We start from the raw sequence: 24,026 nt of genomic DNA, 5'->3' as shown, positions 1-24,026 counted from the left end.
TACCTCTTATTTAAATTTAGCTCCTTTAACTTTACTGTAATTACCATATGAAGTTACATTTTCAATTTTATTATAGGCTCTTACTTTATAATAATAAGGTTTGTTTTTCTTCTTTTTAGATTTATCTATATAAGATAATTTACTTGTCGTCGCAATTTTTTTATACTTTTTATTTTTATAGTTTGAACGATAAATTTGGTAACCTTTAGCATAGGATGATTTTGAGTATTTGATTTTGACAGCATAATTTTTACCCTTACTGATCTTTATCCCTTTTACAGATGCAGGTTTCTTTATGTATTTTATACACCCTGCATAACTATAGTTACCATATATTACTGTACTTCCATTTTTATAATAAGGCCTTATTTTATAATAATAAAATTTATCTTTTTTTACTTTATCAATAAAATAATTTTTATTCGTTGTCCCTATTTTTTTATAGTTTTTATCTTTAATCGTAGATCTATATACTTCATATCCGGTAGTATTATATGATTTATTGTATTTGATATCAACATTGCTTCCGCTTGAATTTTTAATACTCAAACCTGTGATATTGCTTGGTTTTATTTGTAAGCTTTTTACCTCAGAGTATTTGCCCTTTGCAGAAAATTCAAATTTGGTTGCATATCCTATGACTTTAAAATAGTATGTTTGAGGGAATTTCAATTTTTTTGCAGTCATAGTTGTTGAAGTCGTTTCTCCGAGTTTCGTATACTTCCCATTTTCTGAAGTTGAATAATAAACCATATATTTATTTGCGTTTACTTTGTTCCAGCTTATTTTAATATTGTCAGCACCTTGCTGTTCTAATTTTACATTAGGTGCAGCTGGAGCTTTAGGTAGGTCTGTTTGAAGTATAAAGCCTTTATTTGCTGTTGAGGCTTTCTTTTCTGCTGTACTGTAGTTTGATAAATCGTTCCAGCCATAATTTTTATTAGTATCTACTGCCAAATAATCTTCTCTTATATATGGTCTGTCTTTATATTCATCTGAAGGCTGTCCTTTTGCAAATGCTTTATAAGAGAATTTAGTCCCGTCTACCCAAGTAAATGATCCTTGTTTCTTTTCATCCGTTGCACCTATAAAATAATAATCCTTTTTTCCGTATTGTTTTATCATATTTATTACTGCTTTGTTTCTTGTGCTGTTACTTAATACTGCCAGATGTCCTCCAAGTCTCTTACATATGTTTTCCGAATATTTCCAAGACGAAGAGACCTCAAATAGTGAATAGATCTTATTATCGGCAATGATTGATTTTTTAGGTGTATATTTAGGTAAATCTATATAAAATACTGTTTGGGCACTTGCACTGCTCTTAGTACCATATTTACTGTCTAAAGCTTGTATAAATACTTTATATTCCCCGGGTAATAAATTATTAAACGTGACTTCATTTTTTGTTGTGCTGCCGCTTAATGTAGGGAAAGATGTTGCATATTCTTTAGGAACAGAGTAAAGATAATATTTATAACTATTTGCGTTTTTTACTTTACTCCATGTTACTTTCATAGATTTTGATGTTGTTCTTGCTTTATATTTACTCGTTATTACCGGCAGGCATTTTTTACATCCTTTGGCAAGTCCGTATTTTTTATCTGTACTTGAAGTTGTTTTAGCTAATTTCCCGCAGATACATTTCCCTACTAAAACATGAGGATGTTTTTTTATATCCTGCACTCCGTATTTATTGTACACATGAGTATGATTTTTAATATAAATATATTTTAATTTACCCGGGTTTACTTCCGCAGTTGAAGAATAGCTTGGGGCTTTATTGATTTGAAAATGAAGGTGAACACCTGTAGCTGCACCTGTTGCACCCATATATCCTATTATTTGTCCTTGTTTAATACTTTGATTCTTTTTTACATATATAGAACTCATATGCATGTATGTAGATCTATCCTTATTGTCACTGTGTTGTATGATTACATAATTACCCCTGCCGCTGTCATATCCTGTCTCTACGACCTTACCTGTCTTTGCGGCCAGTATATATTTGCTGTCACATACCAAATCAACTCCGGCATGGAATTTTTTAGTCCCGTATATCGGATGTATTCTCCAGCCGTAAGAGCTGGTGACATGTGCTTTAGTATCTTCAAGCGGATATCTGTAGCTTTGTGCATTTATGGTTTTTAAGCTAAAGCTAATTGTAAAAATAAAAGTTAAAATAAATATTATATTTAGTGACAAATTTCTTTTTTTCATTATGTAAAACCCCTTTAATATAACCATTTTATATTTAAATAAAAAAAATGTCAATAAATGCATTAAATAAGGATATATAGGGTATAAAAAAAAGCTGCTATACAACAGCTTCTTTTTTATTTTTTGAATTTTTTTTGTTAAAATCACAAAGACTATTAAGTGGACATATTTCACATTTTGGATTTCTTGCCGTACAAATTTTTCTGCCATGCCATATGATCCAATGATGTGCATTTGACCAATATTCTTTTGGTATTTTTTTCATTAAAGATTGTTCGGTTTTCAAAACATCCTCGCTATTAGCAAGTCCTATCCTATTTGATACTCTTTGAACATGTGTATCTACTGCTATAGCCGGAACTCCGAAAGCATTGGATAGAACTACATTTGCGGTTTTTCTTCCTACTCCGTTTAATTTAATGAGCTCTTCCATAGTTTTTGGTACTTCCTCATTGTATTCATTACATAATGTAAAACAAGTTTTGATGATATTTTTTGATTTAGTATTGGAAAGTCCGCAGCTTTTTATGTATTTTAAAAGTTCTTTTTCACCCATTTCCAATATGGCTGATGGAGTATTGGCTACTTTAAACAATTTTTCTGTAACAATATTTACTCTTTCATCAGTACATTGTGCAGAAAGGATAGTAGCAATAAGCAGTTCAAACGGGCTTTTGAAATCAAGTCCGCATTTGTATTCTCCGTAATGTTTGCTTAAAATATCTATAACTTCCAACGTTTCTTTTTTTGTTTTCATAATTTTTACCTTAACTTTTTTTACCTTGATTTATTTATTAATTATTGTATCATAGCTAAACGAAAATGGAACAATAATTAAGAAGAAAATTTAGAAAGGAAGTAAAAAAATGAGAAGAACTACTATGTCAATGTTAACCGGAATTACTGCCGGACTTATAGCCGGAGTGGGAATGACTTCATATATGGCAACAAATAAAAAGATGAGAAAACCGGTTAAGAAAATGAAAAATGCAGTTGAAAAAGCTGCAAAAGAAGCTGCAAGTGAAATCAAAGATATGAGTTTAAAGAACTAGTTAAAGAAATAGTAATAATCAAAAGCCTCTGAATATGCATATCAGAGGCTTTTATTTTATAAATATTTTATATTTTTTCAAATTCTTTTTTTATTTTTTATGTTTAAGTTTCAATGTACTTTGTTTTATCGTTTAAAAATTAGAAATATTTATTGTTTATAATATTTTTTAATTGTAGCTAATTTTTTAATCTTTTTATCATTTCATATTTAAGAATTATAGATTTATTTAATATAATTTTATTATAAAATTTTAATAAATTAAATTAATTAGTTTCTATATTTACATAAAAGTTAAAATTATCCTAATAATAATACTATGAAAAAAGGAATTTTATTTAGTTTTATTTTTATATTATTTATAGGTTTATACAGTTATAATTATAATCCCAAAATAACAACAAGGACATTAATGATCTATATGAATGGATCTGATTTAGAGACTGAAAATAAGATAGCCAGTTCGGATTTAGCTGAATTGATGAATGCTCGAGTTCCAAAGGGAATGACTGTATTGGTCGAAACCGGCGGGACAAAAAAATGGCATAATAAAAGTATAAGTGAGAACCACAACCAAATATTTGAAATAAAAAACGGGAAATTAAAACTTCTAAAAACAATGCCTAAACAAAGTATGGGCGACAGCAGAACTTTAAGCGGTTTTATAGATTTTTCATTAAATTATAAAGAAAGTAAAGAAAATATTTTGGTTTTATGGAATCATGGAGGGGGGGCTATTGTTGGGTTTGGCAAGGATGAAAATTTCAAAAGCGATACACTGCTTTTAGATGAATTAAAAAAAGGTTTTAAGACTTCATATGAACATACAAAAAAGAAATTAGATCTTGTAGTCTTTGACGCTTGCTTAATGTCTTCTTTGGAAACGGCAAATTCTATAAAAGACTATTCCAAGTATATGGTTGCAAGTGAAGAACTTGTTTTAGGATATGGTTTCGATTATAAGAAAATAGTTAATAATTTTAATAACAGAAATTTGGAGAATATAGGTAAAGTATTTGTAGATACTTATTATAATGAGAGTAAAAATAAGAAAAAAGATAATCTCGTAACTATGTCTTTTTTAGATTTAAACAATGTCGGTAAGTTATATAATAATTTTAATGAAAAATTAAAAGAAAATGATATTAAAAAAAATACTCCAAATTTAAATAGTAAAATGCTAAATGCAATTACTTTTGGTGGCAGAACAAAAGAAGAAGGCTTTAGTAATATGGTTGATCTGGGTGCTTTATCAAAAAATCTATTCAGCCAAAAGGATAATGAAGATATTAATAAAGATATAAATAAAGTTGTGGTATATAATAAAAATGGATATATAAATAAAGATGCTTGTGGATTATCCGTTTATTTCCCGGTCAATTATAACAATAAAGCTATTTATGAACTTAAATTATATAACTATTTAAGTTTGGATAATGAATATTATAAATTCTTAAAAAAATACGTTGATAACGAAAATATAAAAAAAGTTAGTCATTTATATGATATAAAAAAAGTAAGCGGCAAAAATATAATTTATGAAATAAAATTAAATGATGAAAAGAAAAATAAACCTTTTTATTTGGATAATAATATATTAAGTGTAAAAAAAATATCTACAAAGGGTAAAATAAATGTTTATACTGCTCCTATAATATATAACGATAAAGAAGCTAGTCTGCGTTTTGAACAAGAAACAGCTACCGGTAAATTCAATATAGAAGGGGTAATAATGTCTAGAGGCACACTTAATTTATCGGAGAAGAAAATATTAAGTTTAAAAGAAAATGATAAAGTTAGAGTTTTAAATTATGAATTTTTGGAAGACGGCGAAATAAAGAGAATAAAAGGGATTGAACTTAAAGTAACATCGAACACCTCAATATTACAAATGTAATGAAAAATATGAAAATTTTTTCATATTTTTAATAAAAAACTATAATGTTTTTTTTCAGAATATAGTATAATGAAGTTTAGTGAAAACTTAGAATAATATTTTAAATAATTTATATAAAAAGGAGAATACAGAAGTGAAAAAAATAGCAGTTTTAACTAGCGGCGGCGACGCACCCGGAATGAATGCGGCTATAAGGGCCGTTGTTCGTGCCGGGATATACTATGGTTTTGAAGTTTATGGAGTTTATCAAGGATATAAAGGACTTATTGAAGATGATTTGGAAAAGCTGGATGAATACTCAGTATCGGATAAAATCCAAAGAGGCGGTACATTCCTTCGTTCTGCAAGATGTTTGGAAATGAAAACCGATGAAGGTTTAAATAAAGCAGTCAATACATTACATAAACACGGTATTGAAGGTTTGGTAGTTATCGGCGGAGACGGTTCTTACCGAGGAGCACAAAAATTAAGCAGAGCGGGAATTAATGTAATAGGGATTCCGGGAACAATAGACAATGATATATCGTGTACGGAATATTCTATCGGTTTTGATACTGCAGTTAATACAGCAGTAGACGCAATAAATAAAATCAGAGACACATCCTCTTCTCATAACAGAGTAAATGTAGTAGAAGTTATGGGTCGTAACAGTGGTTTTATAGCTTTATATGCGGGAATTGCAGCCGGTGCGGAAGCTATCTTGATACCTGAAAAAGAACTTAATTTGGATGTTGTTTGTGACAGGATAAAAAAAGGTTTTGCTCTCGGTAAATATTACGGATTGGTAATATTGGCTGAAGGCGTAGGACACTATGAAGAATTCTGTGATGTTATTGAAAAATACTCGGGAGTTACTACAAGAGGCACAAACCTTGGTTATATCCAAAGGGGCGGTTCTCCGTCTGCATTTGACAGAATGCTTGCCAGTAAAATGGGAGCGATGGCAGTTGAATGTTTAAAAGATGGTAAGACAAACAGATGTATGTGTTATCAGCACGGAAGATTTTTAGATATGGAAATCGAAGAAGCATTATCTATGCCATACAGTATTGATGAAGAAGCTAAAAGAATTGCAGAAATGATTGCAATATAATATAGATTTGAAATAGGAGATAATCATAAATTATGAAAAAAACAAAAATTGTTTGTACAATAGGTCCTGCGAGTGAAGATAAAAAGATATTGACTCATTTAATCGCATCCGGAATGAATGTAGCAAGACTTAATTTTTCTCACGGTGACTATGAAGAACATCAGGGAAGAATTGATACTATCAAAGAAATCAGACAAAAATTAAATCAGCCAATAGCTATTTTGCTTGATACAAAAGGTCCTGAAATCAGAACTAAAAAGTTTAAAGACGGCGGTGTGTTTTTAAAAGAAGGCAGTATGTTTACTCTTACTGTCGGAGATGAACTTGGAGACGAAAATAAATGTTCTACAACATATGATCATTTGGCAGAAGAGCTTAAAAAAGGCGATGTAGTACTTATAGACGATGGTCTAATAAAGTTAACCGTTAGAGAAATCAAAGGTAAAGATGTAATTCTTAGAGTAGATAACGGCGGTCCCGTTAAAAATCATAAGAGTATAAATATCCCGGGAGTTAATATCAAGCTTCCCGCTCTTACTGAAAAAGATACAAATGACTTATTATTTGGTATCAAAAATGATGTTGATTTTGTAGCTGCTTCTTTCATTAGAAGTAAAGAAGATGTTTTCGCTATAAGAGAAGTCCTTAATAATAACGGCGGAGAAGATATTCATATCATTTCTAAGATTGAAAACAGACAAGGTGTTGACAATATAGATGAAATCATTGAAGCCAGTGACGGGATTATGGTTGCAAGAGGTGACCTTGGAGTTGAAATCCCTGCTGAAGAAGTTCCTATAGTTCAAAAGGATATTATCAAGAAATGTAACTATGTAGGTAAACCTGTTATTACCGCTACGCAAATGCTTGACAGTATGATAAATAACCCAAGAGCAACAAGAGCCGAAGTAACAGACGTTTTTAATGCTATTTTTGACGGTACGGATGCAATAATGTTATCGGGAGAGACCGCTGCAGGTAAATATCCTATTGAAGCTGTACAAACAATGGGTATAATCGCTGAATCGGCGGAAGGAAAATTAGCCAGCGATTTCAGAACCAGAAGTAAATATATAAATGACCAAAGTATGACGAGTGCAGTAAGTTTATCTACCGTTCAGATTGCGGATTCACTTAATGCAAAAGCGATACTTACACCTACAAGTTCAGGTTATACAGCAAGAAGGATTTCAAAATACAGACCTAACTGTGATATAGTCGCTTATACTGATAAAGAATATGTACAAAGAAGATTATCTCTTGTTTGGGGTGTAGAAGCTTATAAGATCGATGTATTCTCGGATGTAGAATTACTTTATAAGACAATCATAAAGAGTGCAAAGGATCATTTCCACGTTCAAAACGGGGATATGGTAGTTATAACCGCAGGTATTCCTCTTGGCGTTAAAGGCACTACTAACTCTATAAGGATTGAAACTGTAGGAGAACATGTACTTAAAGGTGCTGGACTGATTGGCGGAAGAATTAAAAACAGAGGTTTAAGAATTTATACTAAAGAAATATCTGACTTTAAAGACGGAGAAATTTTAGCATTAACTTCTCTTGATTCAAAAGCTATGGACTTGGTAGAAAAAGCAGGCGGTGTTATATACAGCGAAAAGGCTTTTCCTAATGAAGTAGAAATGAAATTAAAGGGACTTGATATCCCTACATTGGTTGGTGTGGAATCTTTTGAAGGCTATGAAGATAAAGAAAAAGTTACTTTAGATGCTTCAAGAGGTATTTTGTATAAAATCAACTAATAATAAATATAAAATATAACAGAAATGACAGAGGCTTGATATGGAAAAAGGTTTGAAAAAGGGCAATATATTTAAATTTTTAGTGGACATGTTTTTTGTAACACTTGCATGCATGATTATGGCGTTTGCATTTGCCGCATTTTGTATTCCTCTTGATATTGCTCCGGGCGGATTTTCAGGGCTTGCCACTGTCATTTATTCATTTACAGGGGCTCCGGTCGGAGCCGTTTCTTTTATAATGTGCATTCCTCTTTTTGTAATACTTTATAAAGATATGGGTGCCATTAATTTTTTTAAAACTCTTTACGGGACTTTTGCATTTTCATTTTTCATAGATTTAATGACAGGTAAATTTAATATTACCAATGATTTATTTTTAGCCTCGGTTTTCGGAGGTATAGTTTTTGGTGTCGGTGTAGGACTTCTGTTTAAATTCAAAGGAACTACCGGTGGGACTGAATTATTGGCTCTTTTAATTCAGAAGAGATTTCCGCATTTTACTATGGGTAATTTGATTTTGATGTTGGACGGTCTGGTTGTGCTTATTGCAGGTATCGCTTTTAGAAACTTTGAAATAATGGTGTATTCCGGAATAAATATATTTATTGCAACGAAAGTTATCGACTTTATTCAGGAAGGGACAAGCTATACTAAGGCTTTTTATATTTTTACTTCAGATCCTATAGGCATAAGAAATGCTATATTTGAAACACTTGACAGAGGTGTTACTTTTATTAAGGCAAAGGGCGGATACAGTAATGAAGATAAGGATATTTTGTTATGTGTTGTAAGCAGGATGGAAGTTGCTGTTTTAAGAGAACTTATTTCTGATATCGACCCTGAAGCATTTGTAATATTGGCTGAAGTCAGTGAAGTTCTCGGAGAAGGATTTAAAGGTGTAACAGAAGAATAAAATGAAGGAATTAATCATAAACGAAGAATTTATGGATATGAGACTTGATAGATTTATATCCAAAGTAACAGTTCTTTCAAAGGGCGAAATCCAAAAACTGTTAAGAAAGAAATGTATTAAGGTCAACGGGAAAAAGCAGGAAGGCAGTTATAGAACCAAAAAACTGGATAAAGTCCAGTTCTTTTTATCTGACGAAGTATTCAAAGAAGATAATCTACATAGTAAAGTAAGTATTAATAATTTAAATATCATATACGAAGATAAAAATATCGTACTTATTAATAAGCCTGCGGGAGTACTTTCTCAGGGTAATGGCAGCGATAAAGAAGATATCGTGAGTATGCTTATAAGCTATTTAAATACAAATTCTACAGGTATTGTTACAAGGCTTGATTTAAATACAAGCGGGATAGTGCTTGCGGGGAAAAATAGAAGAGCTTTAATGCTTTTAAACGAGATGTCTAAAAATAAATTGATCGATAAGAGATATTTGACTTTAGTACACGGTAATTTTAACAGAGAAGGTATAATTACTCATTATGGTATTAAGGACAATAAAGAAAATAAATTAATTCTTAGCAGTGAAAATGCTGAAGGTTCTTTTGAAGTAAGTGCAAATTTTAATATAAAAAAGAAATATAAAGATTATACTTTGCTTGAGGTAAAACTTATTACGGGTAAGACTCACCAAATCCGTTCACAGCTTGATACATTAGGTTTTCCTGTAGTCGGAGACAAAAAATATAACAAATCCAAACAATCTATTAATGAAAATAATTTTAAATTAAATAGACACTTTCTTCATTGTTATAAAGTGACATTAAAATATAGTGAAAAATATAAGGAATTGATTGAATTTGATAAAACATTTAAATGTGATCTCCCAAGGGAGTTAAAAAATGTTATTAGAAAGTTAGATGAGTAAAAATTCAATTTTATAGTTTCTATTTAGTAATTTGACAATATGTGATATATTTATTGATTATAATTAAAATAAATTTTGAGTTCTGTAATTTTATATACTTAATAGACGGAATTAGAAATTTAATATTTAATAATAGGTGAAAATAAACTATGGACATAAAGGATTTTATGAATAATAATAAAAAACTAATTATAGGAATAATTGTAATTTGTTTGATTTTATTAATATTCATCGGTTTTAGAAATGATGGGAAAGAGAAAATATCAATAGTAAACAAAAATATTGAAGCAGGAAAAAACGTAGATGTTTCCGGGTTAGTTAAATTAAAAGATAAATATAAAGATACTTATGTGATAGAACCTTTAAATAAGAATGTAAACTGTTTACAAGTTGGTAAAAAAACAATAAGTTACATATTAAGGGAAAAAGGAAGTACAGATAAAGAAGAGGTAAAAGTCGATTTTAATGTGATTGATACGACTCCTCCGATAATAAAAGAATTAGATATACTCAGCGTTCCTTTTAAAAGCAAATTTAATATAACTAAATTTATTGAGGCTGAAGATAATATAGACGGAAAACTTTCTGAGGATAAAATAAAAGTAGAAGGAAATGTTAATACTACAAAAATAGGAAAATATAGTATAAAAGTTACTGCCGAAGATTCCAGCGGCAATAAATCAGTAAAGAATATGGATATAAAGGTAATAAGACCTTATGCCACAATAGAAAAGATAAAGGGAATTGAAGGAAAGTACATCAATAAAAGTAAAAATCTGGTACTAAGTTTTTATGATAATTACGGAAGAGCCAGTTATTCTTTTGGTAAGACAGGGGACAGTCTAAATTACAGCGGTCATGTAAGCAGTATTCAAAAAAAAGGCAATGACATTACACTTTTGGTAAGTTATGATACTTCCGATTGGCAAAACGGAGAAAAGCCGGAGTATGAATTTGCACAAATGAAATTATATAGATCCGGTAATGACTTAAGGCTACAGAGTTTTTTGGATTATAAGAATATTGATTTATCATATGCCGGTAAAAGCTGGAATGATGTAAAAAATAGTTTTAATATAAATTAAAGACCTAATTTTTTTATTTGTTAAAGATGAAAATTAATATATTTATATTTTATAAAATAAATAGTTTCGAGCTTAATAATGATATATGGTAAGTATAAATTTATGATAATATTCTGTTAATGTTCAAAAACTATTATATACGATATAAGTGGTAATAAAAAAGACCTTATAAAAGGTCTTTTTTTATTATAATCCTAAATTATCATTGTTTACGAAGAATACTTTTATTCTGTCTTTGTTTCTTTGAAAACCTGTAAGTGTATAGAATATACAAATTTTGTCCATGCTTCTGCAGTTTGCACATCTGCCTAATTTCCTGCATGGCGTATCCATATCGAGTCTCTCGCAGTTCATCGGAGCAGTTTGTTCTTTTACTCTGTCTATGGCTGCGTCTACATCAGATACTATTTTATTGGGACTTGCAATTATAACTACATTATCAGGTCCGTATATAAGTGAAGAAACCCTGTTTCCCGTTCCGTCAACATTATATAGTTCTCCTTTTACTGTTATAGCGTTAGAACTCATGAAATAGTAATCCACAAAATTTGCTTCCATTGCAATTTGTCTTTTCTCTTCTTTTGTAGAGCCTTCTTTTTTTCTATCTTTAAAATCATAGCTCTTTATAAGTTCCGTTAGTCCGTCAATTTGCTTGATCGTGTAACTGCCTCCAAGGGCAGTAGTGGAACCTTCCGGTACCATTTCTTTAACAGCGTTTAATAACTCTTCTTTTCTTTCAAAATATCTTGCGTCCATGTTGTTTCTTTTAAGAGCGTCGATAGTTGTAAGTATTTTTTGTTTGTTAATTTTTTTTATACTTTCATTATAATCCATTTTATTCATCTCCTAATTATTCTTCATCAGGATCATCTAATTCTTCGTCCTGAGAAGGGACTTTAGCAATAGTTGAAATATTTACGTCTTCATCAAGAGTCATAACTTTTACACCGGATGTACTTCTGCCCATTTGAGAAATCCCGCTTGTGTCTATTCTTATAACGGTTCCGTCTATACTTATAACCATGATATCGTCTTTTTCTTTCTCTATTACACACATACCGGCAAGTTCCCCGGTTTTCTTTGTGACTTTATAGTTAAGGACACCTTTTCCCGCTCTTCCTTGTGTAGGATATAAGTTAGTTTTTGTTATTTTTCCGTAACCTTTTTCTGTAACAGATAGTACATAAGCATTTTCTGTGGCTATATCCATTCCTATAAGATGATCATCTTCTTTTAGGCTTATACCTTTAACGCCTTTGGAAACTCTTCCGATAGCTCTTACATCTGCCTCGTTGAACTTGATAGCGAGACCTTTATGTGTTCCAAGGATTATGTTTTGGTTGCCGTCTGTTAATGATACTCCGATGAGCTCATCGTCTTCCGCAAGGTTGATTGCTACTATACCATTTTTTCTTGATGAGTCGTATTCAGTTAGACTTGTCTTTTTAAATACTCCGTTTCTGGTTGCCATAACAAGATATTCATCATCTTTAAATTCTTTTATAGGTATAACTGCGGTTATTTTTTCTCCCGGGTCAAGTGCAAGGAGGTTAACTATAGCCGTACCTTTAGCTATTCTCGAAGCGTCAGGGATTTCATAACCTTTGAGTCTGTAAACTTTACCTTTGTTTGTAAAGAACATTATATAGTGATGTGTTGTTGTAAAGAATAAGTGTTTAACGAAGTCATTTTCTCTTGTAGAAAGAGCCGTAACACCTTTTCCGCCCCTCTTTTGAGTCTTATAAGTGCTTGCTGGAAGCCTCTTCACGTATCCGACATGAGTTATTGTAACTACGATGTCTTCTTCTTCAATCAGATCTTCCATGTCGAAGTCTTCATCGTCTACTTCAAAAGCTGTTCTTCTTTTGTCCCCGTACTTATCTTTTATTTCGGTAAGTTCTTCTTTGATGATACTCATTACAAGTTCGTCACTTGCAAGAACGCTTTCCAAGTATTCGATTGTTTTAAGAAGTTCCGCATATTCGTTTTCAAGTTTTTCTCTCTCTAAGCCCTGCAGTCTTCTAAGTCTCATATCGACTATAGCTTTTGCCTGCACTTCGGAAAGATCAAATCTTTCCATTAATTTTTCTTCAGCGTCATTATAACTTGCTCTGATGATTTTAATTATTTCATCTATATTATCGAGAGCGATAAGAAGACCTTCAACTATATGTGCTCTGGCTTTTGCCTTCTTTAAATCATATTCAGTCCTTCTTACGATTATATCTTTTTGGTGGTTTAAATAATGTACTAATATTTCTTTTAAGTTTAGTACTTTAGGTTGGTTATCTACAAGCGCAAGATTTATTACGCTGAAGGTATCCTGAAGCTGTGTATACTTATATAACTGATTTAAGATTATAGAAGCGTTTACGTCTTTTCTTAAATCTATACAAACTCTTATTCCGTTTCTGTCGGATTCATCTCTGATATCCGATATACCCACGACTTTTTTATCCCTAACCAAATCAGCGATTTTTTCAACCATTTTGGCTTTGTTTACCATATAAGGTATTTCTGTTACTACTATCCTTTGTCTTGTTTTGCTTATTTCCTCTATATGAGTTTTACTTCTAAGTTTGATTCTTCCTCTTCCCGTTGTATATGCGTTGTATATACCGGTTTTACCCATTATGATGCCGCCGGTAGGGAAGTCCGGTCCTTTGACATATTTAATCAAATCATTTATTTCTATATTTGGATCTTCTATCAAAGCTATTATAGCTTCTACGACTTCTCTTAAATTGTGAGGAGGGATGTTTGTCGCCATACCTACTGCTATACCGTTTGAACCATTTACAAGTAAATTAGGAAATCTACTTGGAAGCACTAATGGTTCTTTTAATGTTTCGTCAAAGTTAGGTGCATAGTCGACGGTTTCTTTTCCTATATCCCTAAGCATTTCACCTGTCATCTTAGTCATCTTAGCTTCGGTGTAACGCATAGCAGCTTGACTGTCACCGTCTATAGAACCGAAGTTACCGTGTCCGTCTACAAGTGGATATCTTGTTGAGAAATCCTGTGCGAGTCTAACCATTGCATCGTATATGGAACTGTCACCGTGAGGGTGATACTTACCCATTGTATCCCCGACGATTCTGGCGCTTTTTCTGTAAGGTTTGTCATATGTCAGATTAAGTTCCGACATAGCATATAATATCCTTCTATGTACCGGTTTTAAACCGTCTCTTACATCCGGAAGAGCTCTTCCGACGATTACGCTCATGGCATAATCTATATAAGAGGTCTGCATTTCTTCGACTATATCTCTGTCTTCAATCTTACCATGTATATCTTGAATTTCTTCTTTTTTTGCCATTCTTTATACCTCCTATATATCTAGGTTTTGAACCTTTCTTGCGTTTTCGGTTATGAAGTCTTTTCTAGGCTGTACTTGGTCTCCCATTAAAATAGAGAATATTTCATCTGCATATGCGGCGTCATCAATACTTACCTGAAGGAGAGTTCTGTTTTCAGGGTTCATCGTTGTATCCCAAAGCTGCTCACCGTTCATTTCTCCAAGACCTTTGTACCTTTGAAGACCTATTTTATCTCTTCCTATTTCCTGAAGCTTTTCTTCAAGCTGTTCATCCGAGTATAAGTACCATACTTTCTTTTGTTTTTCTAGTTTATATAGAGGCGGCTGTGCGATATAGACATATCCCGCATCGATAAGTCCTCTCATGTAACGATAGAAGAAAGTAAGTAATAATGTTCTGATATGAGCACCGTCGACATCGGCATCGGTCATGATTACGATTTTATGATATCTTGCCTTTTCGATGTTGAATTCTTCGGATATTCCCGTACCGAAAGCAGTGATCATTGAACGAATGGTGTCTGTATTTAAAATCCTATCCAGTCTTGCTTTTTCAACGTTAAGTATCTTACCTCTAAGAGGCAAGATAGCTTGTGTCTTTGAGTTTCTCCCAAGCTTTGCACTACCGCCCGCCGAATCCCCTTCGACTATATATATTTCACATTTAGAAGGATCTTTTTCTCTGCAGTCCGCAAGTTTGCCCGGAAGAGCCGTACTTTCAAGTACACTTTTTCTTCTTACCAAGTCTTTGGCTTTTCTTGCTGCTTTTCTTGCTCTTTGTGCAGTCAACGCTTTTTCAACGATTATCTTTGCTACCGGTGGATGTTCTTCGAGATAAGATGAAATATTATCTCCCACAGTGGTATCTACATATCCTCTTACTTCGGGATTACCGAGTTTTGTTTTTGTTTGTCCTTCGAATTCAGGGTCTGCAAGTTTTACACTTATTACTACGCAAAGACCTTCTCTGATATCATCTCCGGATAGGTTTTCTTCGTTGTCTTTAAGTATGTTATATTTTCTCGCATAAGCATTTATACTTCTAGTTAAAGCTGTTTTAAATCCATTTACATGCATACCGCCTTCAACAGTATTTATATTGTTGGCAAATGAATAAATACTTTCGGAGTAGCTTGTGGAAAACTGCATTGCAACTTCAAGCATACATACATCGCTTTCTTTTTCAAAGTAAATTACTTCCGGTGTTAATTTTTCTTTGCCTCTGTTTGCATAATCTACAAATTCAATGATACCGCCTTCGTAGTGAAAAGATTCTTCCTGGTCTTTGCCTTCTCTTGTATCTTTTAATGTTATATTAAGACCTTTATTTAAGAAAGCCAGTTCTCTTATCCTATGTTTTAGAGTATCATAATTGAAGACAAGCTCACTGAATATTTCTCCGTCGGGTTTAAAGAAGACAGTTGTACCTGTTTTTTTTGTTTTTCCTACGACTTCAAGTCCCGTCATAGGTTTTCCTCTTTCATATTTTTGCTCGTAAACTTGTCCGTTTTGATAGACATTTACGGTTAAATGTTCGGAAAGAGCATTAACTACGGATACCCCAACACCATGGAGCCCCCCGGAAACCTTATATGTACCAGAGTCGAATTTACCTCCGGCATGAAGCATTGTAAGTGCTATTTCCACCGCGGATTTTTTATATTTTTCATTCATTCCGGTAGGGATACCTCTACCGTCATCCTCTACTGTTATCGTGTCACCTTCACCTATGGTAACAACTATATTTTTACAGAATCCGGCTAAAGCTTCGTCCACACTGTTATCTACTATTTCGTAAACTAAGTGATGAAGTCCCTTTTCCCCGGTGCTGCCGATATACATTCCGGGTCTTTTTCTAACGGCTTCCAAGCCTTCTAATACTTTGATTTTACTAGCATCGTAATTGCTGTTTTGTTTAGCCACTATTTACCTCCTATTAAATTCCCTTTTTCTATTTTATATATTTTATAATCATCTATATCTTCCAAAAAAGAGTAATTGACACAAGTTATAAATGATTGTGTGTCCTTAATTAAGTTTAAGATTTGTTTTTGTCTGAATTTGTCTAAATCACTCATCACATCGTCCAGTAAGACGATAGGATAATCATCGAATTTATCATATAATAATTTTATTAAAGATAATTTCATGCATAGTGAAATACTTCTTTGCTGACCTTGGGATGCAAATTTTTTTGTATCAAGGTCATTGAGAAATATATTTATATCATCATGGTGAATGCCGATAGTTGTTGTCCCTTTCATAAGGTCATCATTTCTAGCATTCTTTAATGCTTTTTTGTATAAGCTTTTTATGTCTTTTAAGTCTTTTGCATTTTCAAGTACATTTGAAGAATAAAAAAATCTGACTTCCTCATCTTTGCTGACTTCCTTATTTAATTCATTAGTAATTTTTTCTATTTTTTTTAGTACGTTTATTCTTATTTTTATTATATCGCTTCCGATGGTATATAAAGTTTCATCGTAAACTTCAAGTAAGCTGGATGCTATGTTCCTCTTCGAATAATCCCTAAGGATAGCATTTCTCTGTTTAAGTGCTTTATTGTATTTCCTTAGAGCGCTGTGATAACTCGGGAATATATGGCTTATACTTTCATTCAAAAATTTTCTTCTGTCAGCGGGGTATCCTTTTATGATTTTTAAATCTTCCGGAGTGAACATTATAAGATTATATTCTCTTAAAAGTTCTGTCCTGCTTTTTACGGGAGAAGAATTGATTTCATATTTCCTTTTATCTTTTATGATACATTTTATAATAGTATCAATATCATCTTCTTTTATTACTTTTGCCGATATTTCAGAGTATTCTTCACCTTTTTTGATGAAGTTCAGAGTATTTTTCTCCCTGTGAGACATCCCGTTTAAAGTTAAAGAAAGGGCTTCTAAAAAATTAGTTTTGCCCTGTGCATTTTTCCCATAAAAAATATTATACTTTTTATTGAAGGAAGTATTTATTTTATTTATATTCCTAAAATTTGTGATCTCAATATTTTCTATATACATATAAAAAAACCCCTTTAGGTTTTATAAAAATATTATAGCATATATTGCTCTTTTTTGCTAGTGTTTTAGCTCATAAAAGCCCGTATTTTAAACTTTTTTAATACTTTTAAGAAGGACATTTGGGTATATGTATTTTAACTTTAAATTTGCCGATAAAAAGGAGCGGTAATAATTGAAAAATAAGACATTATGTAATTACTTGGAACATTTTGACATAGTTATTATTTAATAATTTTTCTTTAAAATAAGGACTATGTGTATTAATTTAGAATTTAATCGGATATTTTTAATATAATATTTGATTAAATCAGAATTTATTATATAATAGTTAAGATATTTTATAAAACGGAGTCGAATTTATGAAGAAATTTTTAAAAGAATCAAGTTTGTTTTACGGAGTAGTTATTTTTCTTTCATTATTTTTGTTTTTAAGACCCAGTACTATAGGAACACTAACTGCCGCTCAAATGGATATGCTTAAAAATCTGTATATTTACTTTACTATCGCGATGCTCCTTTGTCTTGGATGTTTGGCACTTAGAAGCTATTTGTATGCCAAAGTAAGATATGGGACAATAAAAAGTATCGAAGACAGAAGATATGGAAGGATCAATACATTCGTTTATCTGCTTATGCTGTTAGGTATCATAAATATACTGGGAGCTGTTTTTTACGAATTTCCTAAATTATATAAGTTGATGAATACCGGTCTTGGTGCAATACTTGGCGGATCAACGGGTTTAAGCTTTACCGTAACAGGGATGCTGATAATATTTATAGTATTTATATATGCTATTATTGCAACTCAGCTTATGGAAGAAGATTTACCGAGAAGAAGAAGAAGTGTTAAACTCGTTAAACTTGAAGTGACGGAATTCTTTAAAATATTCCTTCCTCATATTCCAACACTTATTTCACTTCTTATAGTTGTTAATTACATATTTGATGTTCAAAAATTAGTGAAATAAAAATTAATTTGTTAAAAAAGAAGAGTAAACCTCTTCTTTTTTGTTGTTAAATTGTTTTGGTTATGATATATTACCTTTTGGAAATAATAAAAAAATGACAAAAGCTATTTTTTTAAAATCTTATTATGATATAATAAAGATAAATATAGTTAATTAAGGAGATAATTTTAATGTACGCTAAAATGACGGATAATATAGGAGATGTAAATATCTCTACGGAAATCATTGAACAAATGGTTGGGCTTTGTGCCATGGAATGTTTCGGTATTGTCGGTATGGCAAGCAGAAGTGTTACCAACGGGATAATAGAACTGTTAAAAAAAGAAAACCTTAGAAAAGGTGTTAAGGTAGTAGATGAAGATGGAAGACTTGTTATCGATATTTACGTTATTGTTGAATTTGGCGTGAAAATTGTTACTGTTGCAGAAAATCTGATCGATACTGTAAAATATAATATAGAAAAACAAACGGGACTAAAAATCAAGAAAATCAACGTTCACGTTCAAAGCGTAAGAGCTAATCAATAAAATAACTACGAGGTTTTGGGATATGATAGATGCAAGTATGTTTAAAAAAGTGTTAAAAGGCGCTTATGCCAATTTGGAAAACAACAAACAAATGGTTAATAACCTTAATGTTTTCCCGGTTCCGGACGGGGATACCGGAACGAATATGTCTCTTACCGTTAAGACGGCGGTAGAGGAGATGAGTAAAGTTACGAGCGATAAAATAGGAGATGTTGCCGCAAGCATGTCAAGCGGTGCTCTTATGGGTGCCAGGGGAAACTCGGGTGTTATTTTATCTCAGCTTTTCAGAGGCTTTGCAAAAGGTTTAAAAGATGTCAAGGAAATAGATATCGATTCTTTGATCGGTGCATTTGAGCTTTCTACTAAAATGGCTTACAGAGCCGTTATGAAACCTACAGAAGGAACGATACTTACCGTTGCAAGAGAAATGAACGAGTTTGCAAAAGAACATGGGAAGAGTTATTCAAATGTCGAAGAATTTGTTTCTCATGTACTTGATGCGGGAGAAAAATCTCTTCAAAATACCCCAAATCTACTTCCTGTTCTAAAAGAAGCAGGTGTTGTAGATGCGGGAGGAAGAGGTCTTCTTTGTCTATTCGAAGGTGCATTAAAGGTACTTAGAGGCGAGGAAGTCATATTTATTGACGTTGAAGAAGTAGAAAAGGAAGAAAGCGGAGTAAAAGGATTTGAAATCGATTCTTCCGATATAAAATACGGATACTGTACTGAATTTCTAATAAAAGTTCATAAAGAAAATTTAAAATATGAAAGTGCCTTAACGGCGGCATTAAAAGATAAATTGACTCCTATCGGTGACTCACTGGTTGCTGTTCATGATAATGGTATCATTAAAATCCATGTTCACACCAATGTCCCTTGGAATGCGATGAAAATGGCTGCTACATGCGGAGATCTTTCCAAAATAAAGATAGAAAACATGAGAGAACAGCATAATGAAATAATCATTAAGAATGAAGAAGATAAAAAAGAAGATAATAAATATTCATCAGAAGAAAAAGAGTATATATTTATCGGTGTCGCTGCGGGAAGCGGTATGAGTAAAATTTTAAAAGATCTTGGTATGGATTATGTTATCGAAGGAGGTCAAACAATGAACCCTTCAACTCAGGATTTCCTTGATATAATAGATAACACCAACGGTAAAAATTATTTATTGATGCCTAATAATAAGAATATTATTATGGCGGCTACTCAGGCAAAAGATATAAGCGAAAAGAATATCGAAGTTGTTAAAACAAGAACCATTCCTGAATGTATTTCAGCCCTAATGGTATTTGAACCTGATTCAAGCCTTGAAGATAATGCAGAAAACATGAGCGAAGCTATGGAAGAAGTCAAAACAGGGCAAGTAACTTTTGCAGTAAGAGATACGAGCATAGGGGAGAAGAAGATTTCCGAAGGTGATATTTTAGGTATATTAGGCTCTGATATTGTAGCTGATACAAAAGATATAAGTGAAGCAACTTTAAGTTTGATCGATGAAATGGTAGATGATGACAGTGAACTTATAAGTATCTATTACGGTGAAGATGTAAAAGAAGCCGAAGCTGAAAAAATAGGTAAAATGGTTGAAGAAAAATATTCTGACTTGGATGTTGAAATAACATACGGAGGACAGCCTTTATATTATTATATTGTTAGCGTAGAATAAAAATGAGTTGTAAATTAAGCGATTTAAAGGGCGTTGGAGAGAAAAAAGAACAAGCTTTAAATAGTATGGGCATTTATACTTTAGAAGATTTACTTGACTATTATCCCAGGACTTATGAAGTCGTAGGAGATATCACTTCGATAAATAAAGTAAGACCGGGAACAAAAGCTTTGGTAAAGTGTACTTTTCTGGAAGCTCTTAAAACCAGGATAGTTAGAAAAAATTTAAAAATAACAAAAATAAAATTCTTAAGCGAAGGTAGTATTTTTCATGCTACCTTCTTTAATAATCCATATATATCCTCTTACTTCAAAAAAGATACTTCGTATAAACTATATGGAAAAGTCGAAAAAAATGGGAATTACTTTGAAATGGTATCTCCCAAATATTCAAAGTTAGAAGATAATGTTTCGATTAAAAACGGACTTAATCCGGTTTATCCTCTGTCTACAAAAAATAAACTTACAAATAAAGATTTTAAAAACTTTATATCATCTGCATTAAGTAAAGCAGATATCATAGATTATATTCCATTTGAGATAAAGAAGGAATATGATCTTATTTCGCTTAATGATGCATATAAAAATATTCACATTCCCAATTCTTTGGAAGATACTTTGAAAGCAAATGAACGAATTACATTTGATGAATTCTGCGGATTTAATTTATCTATTATTTTAAATAAAAATTTAAATCTCGGTAAAAAGGGTGAAATATTTGAGATAATAAATAAAGATAAATTTATGAATTTAATACCTTTTAAATTAACTCCTTCACAAAATAAGGTCATAACAGAGATTGAGGAAGATTTAATATCGGGAGTTAAGATGAACAGGCTGGTTCAAGGCGATGTGGGGAGCGGGAAGACCGTAGTTGCTTTATATTCAGTATATTTGACTGTATTAAATGGTTGTCAGGCAGCTTTTTGTGCTCCGACCAAAATACTTGCAATGCAGCATTATGAAAGCATAAAAGAGATATTTGATAAACTTGATGTTAAAGTTGAATTATTACATTCCAAAATGACAGCTAAAGAGAAGAGAGAAGCCTATGAGAGGATTGAGTGCGGCGAAAGCAAGATAATAGTCGGGACTCATGCAGTGTTCTCTTCCAAAGTAAAATATAATAATCTCGGACTGGCGGTCATAGATGAACAGCATAGGTTCGGTGTGGCTCAAAGGGGATTTTTAGATAAAAAAGGAGAGAGTGTACATACTCTTGTTATGAGCGCTACGCCCATTCCGAGAACACTTATGCTTAGTATATATAAGGATTTGGACGTAAGTATTATCGATAAAAAGCCGGGAGGCAGGAAAGAAATAAAGACATATTTTAAGGATTATTCTTATTATGACAGGATATATAGATTTGCCCTTAAGGAAATAGCTAAAAACAATCAAGTATATGTCGTATGTCCATCAATAGACAGCGATGATTTAGAGGCTGCGGAAAAAACTTATAAGAAGCTAAAAAAAACATATTTTAAAAATGTAAATGCTGCTTTGATACATGGGAAAATGGATGAAGATGAAAAAGAAAAAATTATGGAAGATTTTTATAACGGAAAAATAAGTGCTCTCATTGCTACAAGTGTCATAGAAGTGGGGATTGACAGTAAAAACGCAACACTTATAATAATAGAAGGTGCGGATAGGTTCGGACTTGCATCTCTTCATCAGTTAAGAGGCAGAGTAGGAAGAAATAATAAAGATTCTTACTGTATACTTTTAAGCGAAAATCCAAGTAAAAAGAGTATAGAAAGATTAAATTTCCTTTCAAAGAATAACGATGGTTTTGAAATTGCATTATTTGATTTAAAAACCAGAGGAAGCGGAGATATCCTCGGTTACCGACAAAGCGGTAAGGGAGGATACAATATATATAAGTTAATCGAAAACAGTGAGTTATTTAATAAATCCAAAACGGCAATGGATAAAATATTGAGTGATGATAATGAGGTAAATAGAAATTATTTAAAATATATAAAAAATAAGTATGATAATGTTACAAAAGATATTACGTGGAATTAGAGGTAAAAATGAGAGTAATAGCAGGAAAAATGAGAGGGACCAATTTGGAAAATCCCAAAGATAGAAGGGTCAGACCGACTACGGACAGGATTAAAGAAGATTTATTTAATATAATTATGCCTTATATCCCCGACAGCTTATTTTTGGATTTATTTTCTGGAAGCGGAGCAATAGGAATAGAAGCTATAAGCAGAGGGTGTAAAAAAAGTATTTTTGTAGATAATAATATGGACAGCTTTCGTCTGATTAAGAAAAATATAAAAAAGACCAAATGCGTAGAGCAGAGTACCGTAATAAAAAAAGATGCAATAAGTTTTGTAAATACCACGAAAGATAAGTTTGATGTCATATTTTTGGATCCTCCATATAATTATGAAAAACTGAAAAATTTGATAGAAAATGTCGTTAAATGTGATATACTATGTAAAGATGGGATATTGATTGTCGAACATGATAAGAATATACCTCTTGAGCCGGTTGAAAAATTGGTAAATATAAAAACAAAGTCTTATTCTCTTACAAGTATTGACTTTTTTGTTACGGAGGATTAAATGAAGAAAGCAATATATGCAGGAAGCTTTGACCCTATCACCAGCGGTCACGTTGATATAATAAAAAGAGGGGCGAAAGTTTTTGATAAAATATATGTGGTGTTGATGGAAAATACCACAAAGTCTCATTTGTTTTCACTTGACGAAAGAGTCAGATTTCTTAAAGAGAGTATAGAAGACTTGGGAGATAGAGTTGAGGTCGATGTTTATACAGGGCTTATTGCTGATTACTGCAATATAAAAGATACTTATATTTTAATAAGAGGACTTAGAGCCTTGACGGATTTTGAATATGAGTTTCAAATGGCAACTATAAACAGAAAGCTTAACAAGGAAGTAGAAAGTGTATTTTTTGTTGCGAGTAATGAATATACATATGTTTCTTCAAGTAATATTAAACAGATTGCGGAATTTGGAGGAGATGTTTCTACAATGGTTCCTGAATGTGTTAATAAAGCACTTATAGAAAAATATAAGGGAGAGTAAATATGAAAGTATTAGAATTATTGGATAAACTTCAAGATTTAGTTGAAAATGGTGCTACTGTTCCTTTTTCTACAAAGATTATTGTGGATCCTGATGAAGTTCTTGATTTGTTGGATGAAATCAGAGCAGAGATGCCGGGAGATTTAAAAGATGCAATAAGGATAAATGAACAAGAGAAAATGATTATAGGCAATGCGGAAAGAGAAGCTAACAAAATTATGAATGCCGCAGAAAGAAAAGTTAAAGAACTTATAGATTCCGATGAAATTACCAGAAGTGCATATAATAAAGCTGAAGATATGCTTAAAAAGGCTAATACGGAATCGCTTAATATGAGAATAGGTTCTATCGAATATTCTGCCGCAATGCTTAAAGATCTTCAGGATAAATTAAGGGATATGATCAATGTGGTGGAAGACAATAAGGTTGAACTAAAAGAGATGAGAAAGTCTGCTACAAACTCAAGACCGCCGGAAGTAAGAGAAGAAAAATAATTAAAAGAG

General features: G+C 32.0%; 20 protein-coding genes. 14 read left to right on the top strand and 6 right to left on the bottom strand.

The genetic code is table 11. The features are described 5' to 3' along the window. Positions 1-6 precede the first annotated feature (6 nt). Together Q0516_RS00145 and nth are read right to left on the bottom strand one after the other, a co-directional pair. Positions 7-2,220 carry a peptidoglycan DD-metalloendopeptidase family protein gene (locus Q0516_RS00145; RefSeq protein ID WP_294467653.1) on the bottom strand — a complete coding sequence of 738 codons (2,214 nt, stop codon included), beginning with the start codon at positions 2,218-2,220 and terminating at the stop codon, positions 7-9. A 97-nt stretch (positions 2,221-2,317) separates the two neighbouring features. Beyond that, entirely contained in the window at positions 2,318-2,977 is a 660-nt protein-coding gene (gene nth, locus Q0516_RS00140) for an endonuclease III (protein ID WP_294467649.1), read from the bottom strand. Positions 2,978-3,086: 109 nt separating this feature from the next. On the opposite strand from nth, the gene Q0516_RS00135 reads away from it, so the two are divergent. From Q0516_RS00135 to Q0516_RS00105, 7 genes are all read left to right on the top strand, one after another. After that, on the top strand, positions 3,087-3,272 hold the full coding sequence (locus tag Q0516_RS00135; RefSeq protein ID WP_007050747.1) for a hypothetical protein: 186 nt from the start codon (positions 3,087-3,089) through the stop codon (positions 3,270-3,272). A gap of 411 nt (positions 3,273-3,683) precedes the next feature. Next, entirely contained in the window at positions 3,684-5,168 is a 1,485-nt protein-coding gene (locus tag Q0516_RS00130) for a clostripain-related cysteine peptidase (RefSeq protein ID WP_299236963.1), read from the top strand. A 133-nt stretch (positions 5,169-5,301) separates the two neighbouring features. Further along, positions 5,302-6,261: a 6-phosphofructokinase gene (gene pfkA / locus Q0516_RS00125; protein WP_007050750.1), complete on the top strand. Its 960-nt coding sequence runs from the start codon at positions 5,302-5,304 to the stop codon at positions 6,259-6,261. 32 nt (positions 6,262-6,293) lie between these two features. After that, positions 6,294-8,024, top strand: coding sequence for a pyruvate kinase (gene pyk, locus Q0516_RS00120; RefSeq protein ID WP_294467641.1), 1,731 nt, complete (start codon positions 6,294-6,296; stop codon positions 8,022-8,024). 40 nt (positions 8,025-8,064) lie between these two features. Beyond that, positions 8,065-8,937, top strand: coding sequence for a YitT family protein (locus Q0516_RS00115; RefSeq protein ID WP_257479964.1), 873 nt, complete (start codon positions 8,065-8,067; stop codon positions 8,935-8,937). Between the two features lies 1 nt (position 8,938). Next, complete coding sequence (locus tag Q0516_RS00110; RefSeq protein ID WP_294467637.1) at positions 8,939-9,862, top strand: RluA family pseudouridine synthase; 924 nt, start codon at positions 8,939-8,941, stop codon at positions 9,860-9,862. 167 nt (positions 9,863-10,029) lie between these two features. After that, complete coding sequence (locus Q0516_RS00105; protein WP_299236955.1) at positions 10,030-10,947, top strand: immunoglobulin-like domain-containing protein; 918 nt, start codon at positions 10,030-10,032, stop codon at positions 10,945-10,947. Between the two features lie 186 nt (positions 10,948-11,133). On the opposite strand, the gene Q0516_RS00100 is transcribed toward Q0516_RS00105, so the two are convergent. The 4 genes from Q0516_RS00100 to recF are packed head-to-tail and all read right to left on the bottom strand — an operon-like array spanning position 11,134 to position 17,289. Then, positions 11,134-11,781, bottom strand: a complete 648-nt coding sequence (locus Q0516_RS00100) for a lactate utilization protein (protein WP_294467632.1) — start codon at positions 11,779-11,781, stop codon at positions 11,134-11,136. Between the two features lie 16 nt (positions 11,782-11,797). Further along, complete coding sequence (gyrA, locus tag Q0516_RS00095) at positions 11,798-14,266, bottom strand: DNA gyrase subunit A (RefSeq protein WP_294467629.1); 2,469 nt, start codon at positions 14,264-14,266, stop codon at positions 11,798-11,800. A gap of 12 nt (positions 14,267-14,278) precedes the next feature. Further along, positions 14,279-16,189, bottom strand: a complete 1,911-nt coding sequence (gene gyrB / locus Q0516_RS00090; protein WP_257479959.1) for a DNA topoisomerase (ATP-hydrolyzing) subunit B — start codon at positions 16,187-16,189, stop codon at positions 14,279-14,281. Continuing rightward, positions 16,189-17,289, bottom strand: a complete 1,101-nt coding sequence (gene recF / locus Q0516_RS00085) for a DNA replication/repair protein RecF (protein WP_294467623.1) — start codon at positions 17,287-17,289, stop codon at positions 16,189-16,191. Before recF ends, gyrB begins: the two co-directional genes overlap by 1 nt. Positions 17,290-17,648: 359 nt before the next feature. On the opposite strand from recF, the gene Q0516_RS00080 reads away from it, so the two are divergent. From Q0516_RS00080 to Q0516_RS00050, 7 genes are all read left to right on the top strand, one after another. Further along, positions 17,649-18,257, top strand: a complete 609-nt coding sequence (locus Q0516_RS00080; protein WP_294467620.1) for a hypothetical protein — start codon at positions 17,649-17,651, stop codon at positions 18,255-18,257. Positions 18,258-18,427: 170 nt separating this feature from the next. Then, on the top strand, positions 18,428-18,784 hold the full coding sequence (locus Q0516_RS00075) for an Asp23/Gls24 family envelope stress response protein (RefSeq protein WP_257479956.1): 357 nt from the start codon (positions 18,428-18,430) through the stop codon (positions 18,782-18,784). A gap of 22 nt (positions 18,785-18,806) precedes the next feature. Beyond that, a complete protein-coding gene (locus tag Q0516_RS00070; RefSeq protein ID WP_294467616.1) occupies positions 18,807-20,456 on the top strand; it encodes a DAK2 domain-containing protein in 1,650 nt (549 codons plus the stop codon). A gap of 2 nt (positions 20,457-20,458) precedes the next feature. Continuing rightward, positions 20,459-22,486: an ATP-dependent DNA helicase RecG gene (gene recG, locus Q0516_RS00065; protein WP_294467613.1), complete on the top strand. Its 2,028-nt coding sequence runs from the start codon at positions 20,459-20,461 to the stop codon at positions 22,484-22,486. An 8-nt stretch (positions 22,487-22,494) separates the two neighbouring features. Continuing rightward, positions 22,495-23,037: a 16S rRNA (guanine(966)-N(2))-methyltransferase RsmD gene (gene rsmD / locus Q0516_RS00060; RefSeq protein WP_294467610.1), complete on the top strand. Its 543-nt coding sequence runs from the start codon at positions 22,495-22,497 to the stop codon at positions 23,035-23,037. Then, positions 23,038-23,523 (top strand): pantetheine-phosphate adenylyltransferase, encoded by a 486-nt coding sequence (gene coaD / locus Q0516_RS00055; RefSeq protein ID WP_257479952.1) that lies wholly within the window; start codon positions 23,038-23,040, stop codon positions 23,521-23,523. It abuts the gene before it with no gap. Between the two features lie 2 nt (positions 23,524-23,525). Continuing rightward, positions 23,526-24,017: a hypothetical protein gene (locus Q0516_RS00050; RefSeq protein ID WP_257479951.1), complete on the top strand. Its 492-nt coding sequence runs from the start codon at positions 23,526-23,528 to the stop codon at positions 24,015-24,017. Positions 24,018-24,026 lie beyond the last annotated feature (9 nt).

The organism is uncultured Anaerofustis sp. (genome assembly GCF_938029165.1).
Taxonomy (GTDB): domain Bacteria; phylum Bacillota; class Clostridia; order Eubacteriales; family Anaerofustaceae; genus Anaerofustis.
This window is presented reverse-complemented; position numbering and strand designations above follow the sequence as displayed.